The organism is Lewinella sp. (genome assembly GCF_050633125.1).
Classification (GTDB): domain Bacteria; phylum Bacteroidota; class Bacteroidia; order Chitinophagales; family Saprospiraceae; genus Lewinella.
Genome location: NZ_JBOEFX010000021.1, coordinates 1 through 20,566 on the forward strand (window position 1 = coordinate 1; position 20,566 = coordinate 20,566).

A 20,566-nucleotide genomic window follows, 5' to 3' on the forward strand; every position below is an offset into this window, starting at 1 on the left:
AGAAGTATTTAGCCTATAAAGACACCAAAGAGTTCATGGCCGACCTGAAGACTATTTATCAAGCTTCAAGTCGCGATAAAGCCGAACACGCACTTAACCGTGTGGATCAAAAATGGGGCAAGCAATATCCAAAAGTGATCGCCTCATGGCGACGGAACTGGGAAAACTTAGCCCTCATGTTCAACTATAGCCCTATGGTACGCAAGGTAATGTACACCACTAACGCTATAGAGGCCTTCCACAGGCAATTGCGAAGAGTCACTAAGACCAAAGGGTCATTCACCTCCGACATGGCGCTTATGAAGCTCCTGTTTCTCGTCCAACGAGACGTCACCGCAAAGTGGAAAAAACCGATGCATAACTGGAATCGAATTCTATCTCAATTGGCTATTATTTATGATGACCGATTGCGACTGGACCTCTAAATATCGAGCAGCGATTCCCTCCGGTTCCCTGGCTTCGCTACGCTACGCCAGGGAACCGGAGGGAATCCTCTTATTTCTTTATCTTTAAACCTGAATTATTAGGAAAAACTACTGACACACTTTATGCAATACTACCTTGTTGTTTTCAATCACTATATTATTTATAGCTGTAGTCTTTCAACTTTCTCTACTTAAAGAGTCTCCATCATATCCTTATAAGACAATTCTATTCCTTCCAAAGATTCCAATGGACTAATCGAATTCTTAATAGACTCAAATATAAGCCTCGAGTCTCTCTCGTCTGTCAAGCTAATAACAGAATCTAGGCATTGAATTGATTCTTCTATTCTGTTTTGCTTCCAAAATAGATAGCTTTTCATCCAATATGCGTAACTAGATTTTGGACTCCTATTCAATAGGTCATCTATCACCTCTTCTGCTTTTACTTCTTTTGATAACGATAAAAACGCGTCAATCAAATCTAATGAGTCGATCATTCCTTTTTCCTGTGACAAGAAAAATTCGTCTATCAATACTTCCGATTCTTCTTGACTTTTTTCACCGAATTTGATGTCAAATGATTTGAGAAATCCATTTCTATAATCTGGGCATCTTTTACTTAGTTCTAGTATTACATCAGACATCCCAAGAAGAACAAGTTTTTCTATTTTTTCATCTGAAAGGTTTTCTTTTGCTCCTAATTCAGCAATTTCTTGACTTATGTCTTGAGTACAACTCGTTAATGCTTTATCAAAATTTATGCTTTTAGCCGATGCTATACAATCACAGACATATTTGATACTAAAAGTGTCTTTATCTTCAACATCGATAAAGCATCCATTCGAAAAAAATGGAAAAACAAATACTAATATTACCCACGAATATTTATTCATTTTTTATTAAATTTTGTACTCGGTAATAACATCAAATTTTATTCTATTCTCCCTAAGTGAGAATAGAATTCTTAAGAAGCAAATCATTCTTGCATTCTCTATTTATTGAGTTACATACCCAACCTTTATAAGAAGAAAGAACAGGATAATCCCAAATCCTTTCCCCTTCCGGATCCATTAGCATCATCCACGAACCTGTGTCCTCTATTAAAACATAATTATGCTTGTTAATGAGTGAGTATGGAACTTCCCCAACCTTCCAACCCGAATTAATTAATTCTTCAAATATCTCATTCATTTTTGAGTCTTTCTTTTCTGATGTATTCGTTTAGTCTTTTCCGGTGATTTTCTCTTAGCACGCGTAGCGTTTCGCCCAACTTGGTTTCATGCGACACCAAGTACCAACTAGCTTGTACTTAATACAGTGAGGTTTAATACAATGCAGCTCGCTGATTATGGCGTACTTATAATTAAACCTCACCTAATCCCTACCCCCAAACGCCGCCAAATCCAAGCTTTTTGAGTGGTGGTCTTACCTCGTCCAGTCCGCCGCGTTCTGTAGGCCGCTTTGGCATCGCTTCGATGTCGAAGTGAGCTAAAGCCATATCGGCTGAGCGCAGCGATCCGTTGACCCAAGCTTGCATATCGGAGATGGCTTCATTACAGAGGTAGATACCCTTGTCTTTGTAGGGTTTGGCCAGATAATGGCGCGTGACACTATCTTCGGCGTTGAGTCTCCACTGGTGGTAGGCGTACTCAAAATCATCTTTACCGTTCCATGATCGGTAACTGGTGAGGATGGGCTGCGGTAAATTGGTGACCCCAAAGAGCAGGCAGAGCTGTTTGATCATCTCGTCGACAACCGCCTGCGAAGCGGGGAAAAGGTCTTGCACCTTGGCCTTGCTGAAGTGTTGCTGCAGGTCTGAATCAAACATCGGTTCGATGTTTTGCAATCCTTCCCAAAACTGACTCTTGCTAAAATCGGTGTACAAAGTTAAAGCAGCCGGCCGATCATAGTGACTGTGCTTGAGCTTGGCGTTATCGCCATCAAAGGAGATGCTTTCTAGCGCATAGAACGGATAGATAGCATTGAGCGGCAAGGTGGTAAAATTACCGCCAAACTGTATTTCAGGACGCCCGGTCATACCATTGAGCCACCAGGCTTCCTTGAAATATAAGTTGATCTTCATCAACTCTGCTCCCTCTACCTCGTTGATGGCGTTCCAAAGTTTTGGAGCCTGTTTGTGTCTAAACAAAGCCGGAGATTTATAGAAAATATCCTGAATTCCTTTTACCGCTGTAGCGAGAATCACCTGTGCCGCGTGTACAGACTTGGTGTCTTTGCTGAACGGGGTTGCGTTTTTGCCCCGCTCGGCGGCGGCCATGCGTAGTTCGAAACCATCCTTGGCATTGTGCATGCTGTTGAGGTTGGTACTTAGGTAAATGTCGACCTTGCCTTTCAGGCGTTTAACAATCGCATCGGGGAGCGTACTAAACCCTTCAATGAAGGTGTTGTAGACCGGGTTTTTAGGAAAGTCAGCAAGCAACTGAAAAGCACCACCAGCATTGGTAAATGCTTTGAAGGTGTCTGGAAACCCGGTAGTATCTGCTAGCATACGGACACATTCCTCGGAGTAGCCCATATCGCGAAACAAGCCCCATATATGCCATTTATTGAGGGTTTTGCCTTTCCATTCTACCTTTTCGCGTATTTCTGTCCACTGATCGGCGGAAAGTTCTTCGCCCATCGACCAGTTATTGGCCTTCAGTATGCGGTTAAAAGCATTGGCAATAATCTGGTTGGGATCGAGCCCTTCTTCTACCTGGTCGATATCATATAAGGTTCCCCAAATGGTATTATCGCTGGCAACGGCATCGGCGACGGAAAACCCGTGGCCACGGAAATAGAACCTATTGGTATTTACTGCCGGTTCGCCTTCCTTAACGACGACCTCGCTTTTCATTGGAAAAGGTACGACCTGATCTTCCAAGTCCAGTTCATGAATCAGGTTCATCAACTCCTCCATACTGTCGTTGAAGCGCATTCCGCCTTGTTCTTCCTTGATAGTATTGATACCGTGCTGGTCGCCTTTCGGGGCTAGCTCGCCATCATTGGTCAATTTGATAATATCTGAATCAAGGCGACCGCCGGTACGGTTGAGGCGCTCGAAAATGGCGATCTTCAACTTGGGATCTTTCTCAATCAGGCGGAAAGCAGAATAAAGACCGGCTATGCCAGCTCCGATAATGGCAACATCGTAGGTCTCTTGGCCTTTGACATCTTTAAATTTTCGCATGGGTTTGGTTTTATTTTATGAATATGGTTTTGACTTAATTCTATTTGACTTCTGCTAAAACTTACTGGCTGGCGGCCAATTTTCATTAGCCGTTTCGTCTTCGCCTACATAGGGCGTTACAGCCAGTAGATCTGCAGGAATATCGGTCTTAGGTACTACTATTTCAATAAGGAAATTACGGTCGAGATGATCTTCGATCATGCACATCGCGTGGTCCATTTCTTCAAGAGTAGTCACCCGAATGCCGATACTGCCGAATGACTCCGCTAGCTTAACGTAATCCCATTGGTGGAGGTCGTTGTAGCTGTATACCGTATTGAGTATTTCGTTCGGTGGTTCGTAATCCGTAGGGGCTTCCCGAAAAGGATTAGGATTGACCAGAAACTGCTCGATGCCATAGATGGTATTGGAAAGAACGAAGATCACGTTGTTTTGCTCATGATAATTATGATCAGAAACTGCTTGGCAAACTTCTTGAAAGGCCCCGTCGCCGATAACGACAAAGGTGCGTTTATCTTGCCCCTTTGTGGCGGCGGCTCGCTTGCAAGCCTGCGCGACACCGGTAGCGGCTCCGACCGGGTAACCAATAGAAAGCCATACCCCATCAGTGAGGTAGCCGTTTTGAGCCACGCCCATGAGATAAGAAGCAATACTAAGGGTGAATCCTACGCCAGAGAGCAAGATGTATTCCGGCTTCCAGCCCTGCTGCAGCGCATGAAAAAAGGTATCGAAAGTAAGTGCTTTACCGAGGTTGGGTGCTGGCAACGGCTTTAGTACGGCACCTTTTAAGGAAAGGCCATTTTGGTGACGTAAACGCTGAGTGAGTTGATCAATAAAGTCTGGCAAAGCAACGGTTGGGAAAAATTCTGCACCTACTAAAACGCCGCCATTACAAGCCAGGATTAGGCGCTCATCTCGGATATTCTGACTAGCCACATTGGCATCTACCGTCCAGCCGCCGATCCCCAAAAGGCAATAATCAGGTATAACTTCACTGGTCAATTTTTTTTCTATAACTCGGCAGCTATCAAAGCGTGGATGATCCTCTGCAAGGACGGATTTACTCATAAAGGATGTCACAAACTGGATGGCCTGCTCGCCTTTAGGCACAAGCTTATTCAGTTGTTCTAATAGCTGTTCGAATTCCGCCGTGAGTTTTTGCTGCCGTAATTCAATCCCCGCCCAGGTGACCACTTTCGGAAAGCAGGAAATCACTTCCATCGCAGCATCTACAGCAGCCTTTACTTCCGAAACAGAAGTGGTCAGAGTAGGGTTAACCTTCAGGCGGCCTTTTGGTGATGGGCAAGGTGATCGCCACACATCTTCAGCTACTTCGATATAGCCCGGCTGCTGGTAAGCGATCATCGCCGTTATCACTTTGTCGATTTGAAAAGGAGCGAGATTGGCATTGGTGATACGCTCGGCCGCGATGGTAACCTTGCGAAACATTTCAATATCCGCAAACTTGTTACCCGTAGAATGGGAGAAAAGTAAGCCCGCATTTTTCTCAATGTTGTCTTCCTTATTAGTAGGCGCACCATTAATAACGAGTACAGGCACTTTCTCTACAAAAGATCCCGCCGTAGCATTAAGAATACTGAAAGACCCAACGCCATAAGTCACGAAAGCGCCACCATAACCATGATAGCGAGCATAAGCATCGGCAGCATAGCCTGCATTCATTTCGGTAGTAGTTCCTAAAAGCTGGATATGTTGGGCGGGGTCGGCCAGTACTGTATCGAGAAAAGGTGCTGCGTAATTGCCCGCTACGCCAAAGAGATCTTGAACCCCAAGTTGAACCAAGCGGGTTTTAAGGTAATTGGCAACAGTATCAGCAGTTGCTGTTTTCAGTAGTTGCATAAAGTGGGTTTAGGTATTAGGTAATAAAGAATCTACGTAAAAGGGTATAGATTGTTTTTTTGCGAACTCCCTCAGGTTGTTTTGTCAAAAATAATAAAAAGGAGTGGTTTATTTGAAACAAAAGCTGAAAGGGTAGCGCCTATTGAGACTTATCACTACCGTGAATCACGGCTTTATTTTAGCCTGTTTCAGTGCTTTCCTATAAGCTTTTATCATTCCAACAATTGCGTCACCAGTAAAGTCGTCAAATTCACAATTAAAGATCTCGCCTGTACTTTCATCAGAAAAGTGGATGACTTTTCCTTGTTGTCCGGTAATGTAGAACTTCCTGAATTTGGCAAATTTTCGCTCTTCCAAAGAAATGATTTCTTTTAGCTCCATGTCTTTTTCAATCCTATAGATGGAAGCGGCTGTTTTTAGGTGCAACCTTCCTTGGACATCTTTGAAAAAAGATGTTCGCATATTACCCTGGTAGATGCTTCTATCGCCTGGGCTTATCTTTTTTATGACCTCTCCGGTACCGAGGTCGATAAACATGATATAATAAGGCATGTTTTTATTACCAAAATTCGACTTGCTCTTATTATCCGTCATCACTAATGCGACCAGTACATTGGGTGCAAATTCTTGAATAGCCCATATTTCGGTTTGATCAGGGTGATGTACGAATAGTTTGTCTTCACTTCTATTTGCAAAGTAATCCTTACCAATTTTTATGAGCTCAAGCCCTATCGTTTCTTTCTCGCCAAAGTTTTGCAAGTTTTTAACGGAGATAGAGGTTTCCGAAGGATACTTGATGGTATCGTTTAAATACTGTGTTTCAAAAAAAGTGTCGTTTAAAAAGGAAGGATTAGCACCCTTGCTTATTGCCAGTAGATTACCTTTGAATTGAGATTCAACAATCACCCCTAGCCTCTCGTCACTAAGCGGCTGGAATTTGCATCTCAGGTGGCCATTAGCCGTTTCCGTTTCCTTCAGGTCATAAATAGTATGTCTTTTAAGGAGTGTCCCTGCTGTGTCAATAACAACGATGATACTTTCTCTTAAACTGAGGACAATAGTTTCATCATCGGCAGTGAATATATGCCGGACGTCGGGCTTTTTAAACAATGGGCGAACTGCCGTTGCTTGAATCTCTGTTAATAAATCCAGCAGCTCGATTTGGTTAATAAGCTCATATTCCTGACTGTAGACCTGTAGTGTTGGCTTAGTAAAAGAATCTTTAAGATAGTAGCTTATACCGCTAGCACTTACAAAAAGAGTTGGCCGAAGTTCTTTTGTTTCTTTATATAAGTAGTTGAAATTCACTTCTTTGGGTTTTTCCAGAAATAATAAAAGGGAACAGTCTATTTCAAATGGATACCGAAAGGTAACCAATCTTGGGGCTCAAGCTGAACCATTAGCCGGTCACGCTGTTTTGGCATTATTCCTAACGATTAGCCCAAGTTAACTAACTTTGCATGTCAAGCATACTTTCAAGCGTGGATATGGATACCCAACAGGCAGGATTACCCGATGATGACCCTACCGCTGCCGAGCGGAAAAAAGATCACATTGAGCTGGCTTTTCAAAGCCAAGTTGCTGCGGCTACCCTGGATGCTCGCTTTTATTACGAACCCATCATTGCAGCTCATCCAGCAGAGGGCACGGCTGAGGAATTCTCTTTCTTGGGCAAAACAATGAGGCTGCCTTTATGGGTTTCCAGTATGACAGGAGGGACCGAAAAAGCGCAGCGTATCAACCAAAACCTGGCACGCGCCTGCCGCGAATTCGGAATGGGCATGGGCCTGGGCTCTTGTCGCCCGCTACTCTACAGTGATGAACGATTAAGTGATTTTGCGGTACGAGAACTGATCGGCGACGACCAATTGCTTTTTGCTAACCTCGGTATTGCTCAACTAGAGCAACTGGTAGCGGACAAAGAATTGTGGAGAGTGAGTACCATGGTGAAAAAATTGGATGCCGACGGGCTCATCATTCACGTAAATCCACTACAAGAATGGCTACAACCAGAAGGTGACCGCTTCCAGCACGCCCCCTTGACGACCATCAAAGCAGTATTGAGCGACCTTCCAGACTTGCCCATTATCGTAAAAGAAGTGGGCCAAGGCATGGGAAAAGAGAGCTTACGCGCCCTTTTGCAATTGCCTTTGGCCGCTATAGATTTTGCGGCAAGTGGCGGCACTAACTTTGCCAAACTGGAATTACTACGTAGCGACCCTGCCAAGCACCTTGTCTATGAGCCATTGGCTAGGGTAGGCCACGGAGCAGACGAAATGGTGGAGCTTGTCAATGAACTAAAGGAAGAATTGGGCGCACAGCTACAATGCGAGCACATTATCATTTCCGGAGGCGTACAAAATTTCCTGGATGGTTATTACCTTACGGAGAAGATTCAGTTTAAGAGTATATACGGACAAGCTTCAGCTTTCCTGCGGCACGCTCAGGACGATTATGAGCAACTGCAAACTTACGTTCAGGCACAAGCTCGCGGATTGAAGGTGGCCAAAACTTTCCTTCGTTTAAAATAGACGACATTCTTACCTACAGTGACTATGCAGGATAAAAAAATAGCCGGTTTTTCGAAAATGGACAAGCAAGCCAAAATCGATTGGTTGAGTACTCATTTCCTCGAAGAACCTACTGTTGCCACCCAAGAGTTGGCCAGTTTTTGGCACCAGGACAAAGATTTACAACGTATCCTGGATGGCTTTAGCGAAAATACCATCAGTAATTTTCCGCTACCTTTTGGGATCGCCCCGAATTTTATGATCAATGGCAAAGTGTATGCAGTGCCAATGGTGATCGAAGAAAGCTCAGTCGTAGCAGCAGCAGCTTCAGCAGCTAAATTCTGGCTCCCTCTCGGAGGTTTTCATACCGAGGTTGTCGATACCGTAAAACTAGGGCAGCTACATTTCCGCTGGAGCGGAACGACAGAACGCTGGCAAACATTATTTCCTGAGCTGGAGCAAAGACTCCGCCTGGAAGCCACCCACCTCACCGCCAACATGGAAAAGCGCGGCGGCGGAATTCTACGACTCGATTGGCTACGCAAAACAGAAATCGCACCTGATTACTACCAGCTACGGGTAAGTTTTGAAACCTGTGACAGCATGGGAGCCAACTTCATCAACTCGGTCTTGGAGCAATTCGGAGCTACTTTGCAGCAGTGGGCAGCCAGTGCCCCAGAACTCACCGAGAAGGAACGAGAACTGCAAATACTGATGGCCATTCTGAGCAATTATACCCCCGACTGTGTGGTAAAAGCCTGGGTAGAATGCAGCATGGAAGACATGCAGAAAACACTCAAAACCGGAGACGACGTCCGTCATTTTTGCCACAAGTTTGAAACAGCGGTAAATATTGCTGTTCACGATCCCTACCGCGCAGTTACACACAACAAAGGCATCTTTAACGGGATCGACTCGGTGGTTTTGGCTACAGCCAATGATTTCCGGGCCATCGAAGCTTGCGGCCACGCTTACGCTGCTCGCGATGGTCAGTACCGGAGTCTTAGCCGTTGTGTCATCAATGACGACACCTTCCGCTTTGAGTTGGAGATTCCGCTGGCCTTAGGCACGGTGGGTGGCCTTACAAAGCTGCACCCCTTGGCTAAGATGAGTCTGCAAATACTGGGGCAACCTTCTGCCCGAGAGCTGATGCAGGTGATCGCGGCAACCGGCTTGGCGCAAAATTTCGGAGCCTTGCGTTCACTGGTAACGACAGGTATACAGGCCGGGCACATGAAGATGCACCTGCAAAACATCATGATCCACTTCGGCGCTACCCCTGCCCAAATCGAAGAAGCAAAAGTCTATTTCGCAGACCGTACGGTGTCTTTCACTGCTGTCAGGGAGTTTATGGCCCAATACAATACCGTTCAATAACGCTAAGGAATGGCGATTAAATAAAAAGCGCACTTTATTTTCTGCGCAATACTAAATATGTACGCACACGGCAAACTGTTACTTACAGGAGAGTATTTTGTACTAGATGGTGCCCTGGCGCTGGCTATGCCCACACGTTTTGGCCAGCGACTAGCCATTGATCCACAGCCTGCTTACCCTTTCCAACTCCTTTGGCGCAGCCTCACCAAAGATGGCGAAGAATGGTTTCGCGGAAGCTGGACCCTAAAGGACGGCCAACCCATCATGGGAGAACACACCGACTTGGCAGTCGCCGAACGGCTACAACAGTTGTTTCTAGCCATCCAGCAACAAAATACCCGAGGATTAACCAAGCTCTTTCAAGCTGATGTACGCGTACGCCTGGAGTTTGATCGCGAATGGGGACTCGGTAGTAGCTCTACCCTCGTAAGCTTGCTCGCCCAAATCTCCAAAACCGATCCTTACCAGCTATTGGCCGATACTTTTGGTGGCTCGGGCTACGATATTGCCTGCGCTACGGCCGACGGGCCTATTTTCTTCCAGCGACCCAACGGCCAGCCACATAGTGAACCTGCCCACTGGGTGCCTACGTATCACAAACAACTCTACTTTGCCTACCTGGGACAAAAACAAAACAGTCGCGAAGGCATCCGCTACTACCGTGAACTGGGCGGCACCCAAGCTTCTCTCGTCGACGAAGTAAGCGAACTCACCCGCGCCTTTCATCAGGCCAACACCCTCCTGGAAGCCCAACAAACTGCTGCGGCCCACGAAGATTTTATCAGCCAGGTATTGCAAATGGACAAGGTGCAAGACCTTCGCTTTGCCAATTTCCCCGGCACCATAAAATCCCTCGGCGCATGGGGCGGCGATTTTGTGATGGTGCTATCTGATTGGGACGAAGAACAAATCAGGGCTTATTTTTCGGAGAAAAACTGTCCTGCTGTATTGTCTTTTGCGGAGATGAAGCTCTAAAAAACTATTGTTTCTTCTCCAACTCCAAAACCGCAGGATACTCCCCTTCCGAAACCATGATCAATTTGTAATCAACAACTTCGGCCTTCACCTTCATGAGCATATACTCCGCCTGTTTAAAGGTGATCATTTTCGTTTGTTGGTCGTAATACCACTCTCCTATCGCTGCGTCGCGCAAGTTGAAAATCCAATCGCTGCCTTCTTCTACTATCTCAGGGTCATTTTCACGGAGCTGATCGGTACTAAAAATGCCTGTTGTAGGTGAATTTGAACTGCCAAAAGTGAGTTCAATATTATAGCCGTTACTAGACCATTTCCCAATCAGATCTGGCACCGCGTTCTCGGAGCTTGCGCTGGGCAGATCATCTCCTTCGTAGTAATACACATTCTGGGTTTGCATCCGCTGTATCCCTAGCTCAGGTTGGTTCACCGGCGTTATCTGACTGGCGGCAAACATCACATTTCCGTAAGTATCGTACTCATAAACCTGCTCCACCAAAAAAGTGTCCTTGGTACCTCGCTTTTCACGACTAGCAATAATATGGCGCAAGGTAATGACCGAATCTCCGACCATACTGATCCGCTGAATATAGGCACCGGTATCTTTTCCTACAGATTCAATATGGAGGACCTCTCCCCATTCATCAGATTCAATATAATAATGCCCTTGGGGTGTAGTATAGTCCGGCTTGTACATCGTCATTTGCACAATCTCGTTGCCATTGTCAGCTACGCCATGTGTATAGATGAGGTTGGCCATTAGTTTGTCTTTGTTGTCCAGTATGTTTTCAGCAACCAATACACCTTTGCTGTCGTAAAGTGGCTGGTAGCGTTTGGTCAGGCGTTTTTTACCTTCACCATAACTGCTGTATTCCCGTACCATGGTAAGCCGATCGCCATCCCAGTCCATTTCGGCATGGCTAGACCTCGTAATTGTACCAACGGTCATCCTATCTTCTCTCGCAATGTGGTGGCCGTTTTTCACCAAAATCGTCGTCTCATTTCGTGGTGCTTCTGCTACCTCCCCATTTTCATCTGTGAAATTGAAAGTATTGGTCATCACTATTTCTCGCACCGGCCCTTTCACTTCCAGATCCCAGTATTCTTTGCCAATTTGGGCCTTAGCCTCGTTGGCAAAACTCATCAACCAGCACAGTATTATTAGTGGCGTAGCTTTTAGCATCGTCTTTCTTTTATCATTAATTGAACGAAACGGACAAAGGTAACCATCATCCACGCTCCTCCGAATTACGTCCCCCTCATGGTTATCAGGGGCCATGCCATTAGTGGCGTTTGCTGCGCACACCACTACGGCACCAGGCTGTCTGTCGCTAACGCTCCTGCCCATCCTTTGTCCTGCTCCTCCGTCCGCCGGGCTTCAGGCTTACGCCTTGCGCAACAAAGACTAGCAGGCGTCTAGCCTGGTTAATTATTCTACCCCATTCAAGCTTCCCAATAACCGCCGCATACTCTCCTTATTTGCCGGCAAGGCCAAGGCTTCCAATACGTCTTGCTTTTCCTGCTGCGTAAGGTGGAAAGAAACAGAGGCTTCTAGTTTTTTCTCATTGGTAGGCCGATAAATAAAACGGATGAGTTCAAAGTGCTCGGGCCCGAGCAGATCATGGATAAAACTAAGTGTATTGTCGTGCTGAAGCTCTTGAACATCCAGTACCTTGCCTGCAATCCCCAGCGGGTTGAACAATGATTCTACGATCCCGCTGGCGTCGCTGGCCGGTATACTTTCGATTCTTTCCGAACTCGTAATTTGTACTAAAACTACACCGCTCGTGTTTTCCTTGATCCAATCCTGATAAACCTGAATAAAGCGGGTGGCACTTTGGATACCATAGTTGTCACGAAAACCTGCATCTACTAACGTAATCGTCGGCTGAGTAGGCAGGTGCACGGTGGGCAGTACGTAAGGATAGGTCGCATTCATACGCAATGCCGTTAAAAACCGAAGGCTATCGGCTCCTTGCGCGCCCAGCAACCAGCGAAAATCTACCGCATCGATTTCATAGGCTTTTGGTTGCTCAAAACCTACGGGCGGCAACATCATGAAGGACACTCCTTGCGGCGAAATGATCATCTGGCGACCATCATTCACAATAGCAGGACTCAGGTACAGTAGAGGCACCTCGCCGTTTATTTCTTCCTGCCGATAGGCCGCCAGCGGGCGATCCAGTATGCCTTCCGTATTCTCGTTGAGCTGTTCTTCCAGCACGTAGCCGCGGTCGCGGAAGTAATTGTGCCCACCATATTCAAAACGGCGCCAAGGCACAAAAATATCATTGGCAACCAGTGTAAACGCGATAGAATTTAGTAAATCCAAGCTGATCCTGTCCAAATACTCACGTTTATAGACTTGGTTACGGTTTTCTTTATTCAAACGATACAGCTCTCGCTGGTAGGCCATGCCCAACATTCCGCCAGAGGCACCAGTCATTAAAACGGTATGGTCAAACAAACGACCACTGCTCAGGCTGTCTGCTTTTTGTAAAACATGGGTACTCCAGGTAGCAGCTTTGAGGCCGCCGCCACTGGCGCAAAGGAAAACGATCTTGGGTTTTTCTTCTCCCGTGTCCATCAAGCCTACTCGCGTTGTCAATATCTGCTGAGTGGCCGCTAAATCTTTGTTTACCTGATCTTCGTAGCAAATTTCTTGAAGCCGATCGTAGCTGTATACTGCACGCTCTCCCTCATAATTTAAACCGTAAGCTGCACTAGGATGATTGAAGATCCCGAAAGACGTAATGTAGTTGATCCCAAAGAGCAATAATATGATCACGAAAGCCCGCCAGGCAGCAAACCAGTAGGTCAATGCACCAATAAATGCTATCAATAAACTGAAGAGAATGATGATACTAGCGCCAGCAGGAATCCGAAAAATCTCCCAATCAACGAGATACCCCAAAACCAACAACAACATCATACTGATGAGTTGCAAAGCAAGTGCGTTAAGGTGGTTCTGTTTAAATATATTGAGCAACAAGCGCGATTCATAGTGGGCCACACTACGCACGAGCCGAGGGCGGAGGTTTTCGCCAAGGTACGTCCAAACCTTAAGTCTATTACGATCTAGTTTCAGGTAGTCCAAATCTGCCCGACGGTGCCCTGGCGTAATGTGTAAACTCACCTGATTGGGCGGCAATCGCTTGCGTTGGTAATAGGAAATATCGCGATTCGTGAAATTAAAATACACGGAATACCCTATCACGAGCGTCAAACTACCCAGCATCAGCGCCAGTAAATGCCAGGCGTTTTCAGCCAGCGGCATTTCCTGATAGTGATCCTGAAAATACCCAATCAACAAGAGATAAAACCCACCAAAAGCAAGCGGCAGAAGTAAGTTATTGACACTGAACTTGGAGAAAGGACGGGTAAGGCTAGCAAGAAAAGGAAAATACTGCGCCGTGAGTAAATAGGTCGTAAGGTTCCAACTCATAAAAAAGCCCCCCAATGCCAAACCAACAATGTAAAAACTGAGAAAATTGACCTCCCCCAGGTATTCTGGGTCAAGAAAAAGATATTGGAGGCCTAATCTACGCCCCAAGCTACCAGACATCATCAACAGCAAAACCATCCAGAGAGAAAGCAAGAGCAAATTGCTCCGCAAATGCAGTAAAAGTAACTGTATTGGAAAAGAATGGAAAAGCTGTTGAAAAAATCGGCGCATATACACCACGTATCTATGGATAATTTTGACGTCTAAAGGACTGCTCCAGACAAGAGTATAATAAGCCCCGGCAATTATTTACCTTTGCGGCCTAATATACCCAAAAAACGGAATAAAACATGAACATTGCAGTAGTTGGTACCGGTTATGTAGGTTTAGTGTCCGGTACATGCTTTGCCGAAACAGGCAATAATGTTATATGTGTCGATATCGACGCCAAAAAGGTAACTCGAATGCAGGCTGGGGAGGTTCCCATCTACGAACCAGGCCTTGAGATACTCTTTGAACGCAATACCCGCCAAGGGCGCTTATCTTTTACTACTGATCTGGCTGAAGCCGTTGAGCATGCTGATATCATTTTCTTAGCATTACCTACCCCTCCCGGAGAAGACGGTTCTGCCGATTTGTCCTACATCCTGGGCGTCGCAGATCAGCTTAGCCATATTATCACGTCCTACAAAACCATCGTTGATAAAAGCACAGTACCCGTAGGCACTGCAGAACGCGTACACGCTACGTTGGCTAAAAATTTGTCAACAGACTTATTCGATGTAGTCTCCAACCCCGAATTCTTACGAGAAGGGGTAGCTGTAGAAGACTTCTTAAAACCGGATCGTGTGGTTATCGGCACAGCGTCAGATCGCGCAAGGAAAAACATGCGTCAACTGTATGAGCCCTTCGTCCGCCAAGGAAACCCCATCATCTTTATGGATGAGCGCTCGGCAGAGATGACCAAATACGCAGCCAATTCTTACCTCGCTACCCGGATCACGTTCATGAACGAGATAGCCAACCTTTGTGAAAAAGTAGGTGCCAATGTAGACATGGTGCGCCACGGTATGGGCAGCGATACCCGTATTGGCAAACGCTTCCTTTTTCCTGGCGTAGGCTACGGAGGCAGTTGCTTTCCGAAAGATGTGCAAGCACTAGCCAAGACATCCGACATGTACGATTACGATTTCCGTATTCTTAAGTCTGTTATGTCTGTTAATCATCAGCAACGAATGCGCTTGGTCGACAAGATCAAAGTTCGTTATGGTGATGACCTGAAAGGAAAAACAATCGGTCTTTGGGGTTTAGCCTTTAAGCCCAATACCGACGATATTCGTGAAGCTCCAGCCGTCTACACCATTGAAGCATTGCTGGAAGCAGGTGCAAAAATCCGGGCTTTTGACCCCGAAGCAATGGATAATGTAAAAGCCATATTCGGAGACAAGGTTCACTTCTGCGAAGATCAGTACGAAGCCTTAATTGGTGCCGACGCATTGGCTATAGCCACAGAATGGAGTGTGTTCCGTACCCCTAGCTTCCAGGTGATGAAAGAATTATTGAAGGAGCCCATCATTTTTGATGGCCGCAACCTTTATCCATTAGAGTTGATGGAAGAAAAAGGCTTCATCTACGAAAGTATCGGTCGAACAATCGTCGAATAGAATTGAAGACGACATTTTAGTCCGCCTACACACGTTAACGCGAACAATCTACCCCAACAGTTGTCGTTATTCAATTGTACTGGTTATTTTTAACCGTTATTAACCAAATGATATTGACCTTGGACAGATGGTTCGCGTTTTTTATAGGCTTAATCACAGCAGTTTTCCTCTTCCCTTCTTGCGAAAGCAATATTGAAGAGATCACTGAACAAGATGAATTCGGTAATACCATTCGTTTTGAACGCCGAAAAAGCGATTTTGCTCGCGAAGGTTGGTCTTATACCACTTCTCCTGATGGAGTATTGGTAGAGGTCGCCCATTATCAATCAGACACCCTTGATGGGCAACGCATCCTTTTCACCGCTACTGGAGACACCAGTATTATTGAAAATTATCGTACAGGTATTTTTGATGGCCCTTACCGCCTTTACCATGAAAATGGGATGCTTAAGCAAGAAGGAAATTACGTCAATAACGAAATGACCGGCAAGTGGAATACTTATTACGACAACGGTCAACTTAAAGAAGCCGTCTCATTTTCAAAAAACCTGGAAAATGGTCCTTTTATAGAGTACCATCGCAATGGCAATCTGGCTGCTGAAGGAGCTTACCTCAATGGGGATTTTGAACACGGTGAATTAAAAATTTACGATGAACAAGGGGAGCTTACCCGCACCATGCAATGCGTTAGCGGACGATGTACTACCACTTGGTCGGCAGAAGAAAAGCAGGAATAAATATGCGCTTACTACTACTCTCCTTAGCATTTTGTTTTTCATCCGTACTGGCTGCTCAAGTCGGCGGATTGTTTACTTACGAATTTCTCAACTTTGCGCCTTCTGCCAGAGTCTCGGCACTTGGAGGAACACATATTGCAGTAGTTGATGATGATATCAACATTGCAGCCAACAACCCGGCAGCCCTCAATCCGCTGATGCATGAACAGCTCTCGTTTAGCCATGCTTTTCATCCTGGCGGCGTTCAATACGGCTATGCTGCGGGGGGGTATTACCACCAAAAGCTAAAAACCACCTTTTCTGGCGGTATTCGTTATGCCAACTACGGTACTTTTGACCTGACCAACAACCTCGGTCAAGTTGAGGGCGACTTCAAAGCAGCAGAGTACGGCATCAGCATTGGTGCTGGCCGACAGCTTGCAGAACGACTGCGTGGGGGGATCAACCTCCGGTTTGTCACTTCTCGTCTGGAAAGCTACAACTCTGCAGGGATCGTAGCAGACCTGAGCCTCTTGTATCAGGATACCGCTAAAAACCTGATCATAACCATGGTCGCCCGCAATGCTGGCCGCCAGCTGACTACTTACCGAGAAGATAATGTAGAACCGCTTCCTTTTGAACTTCAAGCAGGAATCAGCAAGCGACTGAAACATTTGCCTTTCCAGTTCTCGCTCATCTATCGCTATCTCGATCGTTGGAATATTCTTTACGATGATCCAAATTCAACAGAAACCACTCTTCTTTTTGGGGATGTGAATTCAGAACAGACCAATACCGAAATCTGGTTTGATAACTTTGCCCGTCACTTCGTTTTCAATGGAGAACTTTTTGTGGGTAAAAAAGATAATTTCCGCCTGCGTTTCGGCTACAGCCATCTGCTGCGCAAAGAACTGAGCATAGAAGAGTATCGCAGCCTGGGAGGCTTCACCTTTGGCGCGGGAGTGAAAATCAACCGTTTTCGATTAGACTACGGTAGAACCAACTTTCACATTGGTGGCGGCGTCAATCATTTGACAATCGGAACAAACATCAAAGAGTTTCGGTAGACATTCCCAACACTCGCTTCTAAAAAAGGAATTCGATGAAAAATTATCTCACTATTATTCTCCTCGTAATATTTAGTGCAAATTCCTATGCCCAGGTAGGAGGAAACCAGGTTTATCAAAACAGTAATAACAGGAGCCAAAGTCCTGTCTCCATCAACAAAAGTAGTATTGTTTCAACAGCTTCTAACTTGACCATCAATGCAAGTGTATTGTTGAATAAAGAAGCCGACTATTACTTGATGACCGTTGGTGTAAAACAGGAAGCAAAAACCGTTATTGAGTGCAACCAGCAGTTGAATCAACGAATCAACGCCTTTCTATCCGACCTGTCAAAAGCAGGCATCAAAGGAGAGGATGTTTATGCTGATTTTATTTCTCAAACCAAATTATACGATCATAGTATAGAAAGTAATGTCATCACAGAGTTTTTCGATGGATTTGAAATAAGAAAGAATCTCATCATAAAACTAAAAGAGTTGGCACTCATCGATGAAATTATTGAATTGGCCTCGAAACAAGAAATCTTTGATATCGTCAAAGTAGAATACTTTAATGATGACCTTGATCAAATATATGACGAACTATTCGACGAGGCCATGAAAATTATTGAAAACAGAAAAGCGAGATTCTCCGCACATAGCTCCTTCAATGTTACGGATAGATACAGAATTATCCAAGATCATTTCGGCATACATAACCCCCAAAATATGTACAAACAATACAATGAAGCTTTTGAAAGCTCTGTTGTAAACACCCACTATTCAGGAAACTACATCAAAGAATCCGTCAGAAAAGACAAGACCTTCTTTTATGAAAGCGCGCAAAATAGCTTAGCAGTAGATAAGGTAATTGATGAAATATCTCCAGTCGTTGGTATTCAGTACAGCTTGCAAGTAAGTATAATTTATGATCTCGTGCGGTAGAGCTTATTTTCATGTTTCAATGCTTGGACTTTCTGCAAAAGTCCATCTAAACCAATACTCGTAGAAATGAATCCCCGTATCCTCTCTGTATTAATAGTACTTAGCCTGCCATGCTTTCTAACGGCCCAGGTTTTTCTAAACTTGGACTTTGAACACGCTCAGGAAGGTTCTTTCCTACCACAAAAATGGTACGCTGGAGGCGATGGTTACATTGTAGAACTAGACGGGGAGGAGCACATTCAGGGAGACTACAGCCTTGGAATGTTTGCAGATAAGTCTTCTCCAAAAAATTTTGGTGTTGCAACAGGCAACTTCCCCGTCGCGATAGCACGCGGTAAACAAATACGATTCAGTGGATACATCAAAACGAGCAACCTTACCAAAGGAAGCGCCGGTTTATGGATGCGGGTAGATGGCCCTGAAGGCGTCTTGGCCTTCGACAACATGGATAATAGAAAGATAAAAGGAGACACCGAATGGACCAAATATGAAATGGTGTTGGATGTGCCTCAAGAAGCTGCCAATATTAATTTTGGCGCACTCCACAGTGGGGTCGGCCAAGCTTGGTTTGACAACCTGGAAATTTTTCTTGATGGCGAATTGTACGATAGTCCAGCCCCGCTCAAGCGAGTGCCTACGACAGAAGAAATAGCCTGGCTCAAGTCGCGAATTATCCCCCTCAGTACAGTTGATCCGGCACAGCCTATCGGAGAGGAAATCCTAAAACTAGAGGAAGATTTAAAAAACGCTAAAGTGGTGGCACTAGGCGAGGTTTCGCATGGCTCTAGCGAAATCTTTCAAATGAAGCATCGTATCATTCGCTATTTGTACCAAAATTTGGGTTTTACCCGCTTTGCCCTGGAGGCCAATATGACGGAAGCCTATGCCGTTAACAGCTTCCTCCAAGGCAATGATCAGCCTTCTATCGGGCAATTGCTGTCAGATATGTACTTCTGGACCTGGAACACACAAGAAGTAAGCGACCTCATCCAATGGATGAGCGACTACAATCAACAAACGACGAGCGAGCTCGAATTTACCGGTTTTGATATGCAATACTTTGCAGGACCTGTTTCTGCCTTGTCGCAATTGCTGGGAGAAGAAGAGTTGGAAGGAGTCAGCAAAGAATTTCAGTATTTAAAAACCTTACGGGATCAGCAGAATTCCAGCGGATCCTTTTCTCCGGCACAGTCGACTTATGTTAGAGAAGAGTTTTCTCGTATCCAGCAGCTCATCAATGAGCAAGACTTTGATACCAAAACCTTGTTTTGGGCTCACCAGCAGGTTCGGTTATTGATTCAGTATGCTCAAATGAATAGCTTTCTGAGTCGCGATAAATTCATGGCCGAAAACCTCCATTGGATACATCAACAGTCGCCAGAAGAAAAAATCGTCCTTTGGGCACATAATGGTCATGTTCAACAAACTGATCGGCGAATGGGAGACTACCTAGATGAGGTTCTCGGAGACGACTACCTCTCCATTGGTTTCTCCTTTTACGAAGGAAGCTACACCGCAGTGGGCGAAAACGGTCTTAACACCTATCCAGCCCAAACCGCTTATTCCGGTACTTACGAATATTTCTTTGAGGCTGCCAACGAGCCTATCTTCCTGCTTGACCTCCGCAATATTGACCGCAATGAAGCAGCTGCGCAATGGATTTTTGCCAATTTACCTTTCCGGTCTGTAGGCGCAATGAAAAAATCACAGGAGTTCCAGGAAGCAGCGATTTATGAAGATTTTGACCTTATTCTTTTCATCAGAGAATCTTCGGCGTCGCAACGGTTATAACTGCTTCCGTAGTTGTTTAAAACGAAAAAACCTGAACCGGTTTCCCAGCTCAGGCAACGACAATAATACTACACTATCTAATAATTATCTTAACGTGAGGTTGGGGCTATTNNACACTATCTAATAATTATCTTAGAAAGCCCCGGTCAGCAGCAGCAAAGCGGCTGCGCTCATACCTAATACAAGGATCAATACCAGGCCCGTAGCCATTTCCATTCTTTTGCGATCACTCTCCATTTGCGCCTTAAAACGCTGAGCGACCAACGGAGACACCGGCTCCATAATTTCGTTGCTTACTTTAGCTAACGGTAAGCCTGTCGTGCGGAAACCTACATTACGCTTACGCTGTAAACGACGATTACTACTGATCATCTGGCTGGCTGAAATCATGAAGCTCATAATGGGTGTATTAAGTGGTGAAAGAATAGGGGTGGTGCCCTTTGTACATTACTAAGTTGCTGTAAATCTGGGCACTGCGCTGCTTCTTTCGGCGAGGATACTGAAATTATCGACGAGATACAAGGGAAGATTAGAAGAAGGTAAGTAGCTTGATAGCGGAAGTAAGAGGCTAATCGTATCAGTGCGATCTACTGTTGGGACACATCTCGAACAAAATCAGGAGT

At 45.3% G+C, this 20,566-nt stretch carries 16 protein-coding genes; 9 read left to right on the top strand and 7 right to left on the bottom strand.

Going from position 1 to position 20,566, the window contains the following annotated elements; all coding sequences use genetic code 11:
* Positions 1–425 (top strand): transposase (locus ACRBG0_RS05435; RefSeq protein ID WP_431485887.1); only part of this gene is annotated, 425 nt, incomplete at its 5' end.
* Positions 426–616: 191 nt separating this feature from the next.
* Here ACRBG0_RS05435 and ACRBG0_RS05440 read toward each other — a convergent pair.
* From ACRBG0_RS05440 to ACRBG0_RS05455, 4 genes are all read right to left on the bottom strand, one after another.
* Entirely contained in the window at positions 617–1,318 is a 702-nt protein-coding gene (locus ACRBG0_RS05440) for a tetratricopeptide repeat protein (RefSeq protein WP_431485888.1), read from the bottom strand.
* Between the two features lie 488 nt (positions 1,319–1,806).
* Complete coding sequence (locus tag ACRBG0_RS05445) at positions 1,807–3,615, bottom strand: flavin monoamine oxidase family protein (RefSeq protein ID WP_431485889.1); 1,809 nt, start codon at positions 3,613–3,615, stop codon at positions 1,807–1,809.
* Between the two features lie 54 nt (positions 3,616–3,669).
* The gene (locus tag ACRBG0_RS05450; protein WP_431485890.1) at positions 3,670–5,475 is read right to left on the bottom strand and encodes a thiamine pyrophosphate-binding protein; all 1,806 of its coding nucleotides are present in this window, start codon (positions 5,473–5,475) and stop codon (positions 3,670–3,672) included.
* Between the two features lie 165 nt (positions 5,476–5,640).
* Positions 5,641–6,783: a hypothetical protein gene (locus ACRBG0_RS05455; protein ID WP_431485891.1), complete on the bottom strand. Its 1,143-nt coding sequence runs from the start codon at positions 6,781–6,783 to the stop codon at positions 5,641–5,643.
* A gap of 179 nt (positions 6,784–6,962) precedes the next feature.
* On the opposite strand from ACRBG0_RS05455, the gene ACRBG0_RS05460 reads away from it, so the two are divergent.
* Genes ACRBG0_RS05460 through ACRBG0_RS05470 form a run of 3 tightly spaced genes read left to right on the top strand, consistent with a single transcriptional unit; the run spans position 6,963 to position 10,337 of the window.
* Complete coding sequence (locus tag ACRBG0_RS05460) at positions 6,963–8,006, top strand: isopentenyl-diphosphate delta-isomerase (RefSeq protein WP_431486118.1); 1,044 nt, start codon at positions 6,963–6,965, stop codon at positions 8,004–8,006.
* Between the two features lie 24 nt (positions 8,007–8,030).
* The gene (locus ACRBG0_RS05465) at positions 8,031–9,362 is read left to right on the top strand and encodes a hydroxymethylglutaryl-CoA reductase, degradative (protein WP_431485892.1); all 1,332 of its coding nucleotides are present in this window, start codon (positions 8,031–8,033) and stop codon (positions 9,360–9,362) included.
* A 57-nt stretch (positions 9,363–9,419) separates the two neighbouring features.
* On the top strand, positions 9,420–10,337 hold the full coding sequence (locus ACRBG0_RS05470; protein ID WP_431485893.1) for a GYDIA family GHMP kinase: 918 nt from the start codon (positions 9,420–9,422) through the stop codon (positions 10,335–10,337).
* 4 nt (positions 10,338–10,341) lie between these two features.
* Here ACRBG0_RS05470 and ACRBG0_RS05475 read toward each other — a convergent pair whose 3' ends face one another.
* Positions 10,342–11,520, bottom strand: a complete 1,179-nt coding sequence (locus tag ACRBG0_RS05475) for a hypothetical protein (RefSeq protein ID WP_431485894.1) — start codon at positions 11,518–11,520, stop codon at positions 10,342–10,344.
* 246 nt (positions 11,521–11,766) lie between these two features.
* The gene (locus tag ACRBG0_RS05480; RefSeq protein ID WP_431485895.1) at positions 11,767–14,013 is read right to left on the bottom strand and encodes a patatin-like phospholipase family protein; all 2,247 of its coding nucleotides are present in this window, start codon (positions 14,011–14,013) and stop codon (positions 11,767–11,769) included.
* 119 nt (positions 14,014–14,132) lie between these two features.
* On the opposite strand from ACRBG0_RS05480, the gene ACRBG0_RS05485 reads away from it, so the two are divergent.
* The 5 genes from ACRBG0_RS05485 to ACRBG0_RS05505 all read left to right on the top strand — a co-directional run bounded on the left by ACRBG0_RS05485 (position 14,133) and on the right by ACRBG0_RS05505 (position 19,943).
* Positions 14,133–15,446: a UDP-glucose dehydrogenase family protein gene (locus tag ACRBG0_RS05485; RefSeq protein ID WP_431485896.1), complete on the top strand. Its 1,314-nt coding sequence runs from the start codon at positions 14,133–14,135 to the stop codon at positions 15,444–15,446.
* 119 nt (positions 15,447–15,565) lie between these two features.
* On the top strand, positions 15,566–16,183 hold the full coding sequence (locus tag ACRBG0_RS05490) for a toxin-antitoxin system YwqK family antitoxin (protein ID WP_431485897.1): 618 nt from the start codon (positions 15,566–15,568) through the stop codon (positions 16,181–16,183).
* Between the two features lie 2 nt (positions 16,184–16,185).
* On the top strand, positions 16,186–17,229 hold the full coding sequence (gene porQ / locus ACRBG0_RS05495; RefSeq protein ID WP_431485898.1) for a type IX secretion system protein PorQ: 1,044 nt from the start codon (positions 16,186–16,188) through the stop codon (positions 17,227–17,229).
* A 35-nt stretch (positions 17,230–17,264) separates the two neighbouring features.
* Positions 17,265–18,152, top strand: a complete 888-nt coding sequence (locus tag ACRBG0_RS05500) for an SIMPL domain-containing protein (RefSeq protein WP_431485899.1) — start codon at positions 17,265–17,267, stop codon at positions 18,150–18,152.
* 66 nt (positions 18,153–18,218) lie between these two features.
* Positions 18,219–19,943, top strand: coding sequence for an erythromycin esterase family protein (locus tag ACRBG0_RS05505; protein ID WP_431485900.1), 1,725 nt, complete (start codon positions 18,219–18,221; stop codon positions 19,941–19,943).
* A gap of 132 nt (positions 19,944–20,075) precedes the next feature.
* Here the strand turns inward: ACRBG0_RS05505 and ACRBG0_RS05510 are convergent, their stop codons facing one another.
* Positions 20,076–20,342, bottom strand: coding sequence for a hypothetical protein (locus tag ACRBG0_RS05510; protein WP_431485901.1), 267 nt, complete (start codon positions 20,340–20,342; stop codon positions 20,076–20,078).
* Positions 20,343–20,566: the final 224 nt, after the last annotated feature.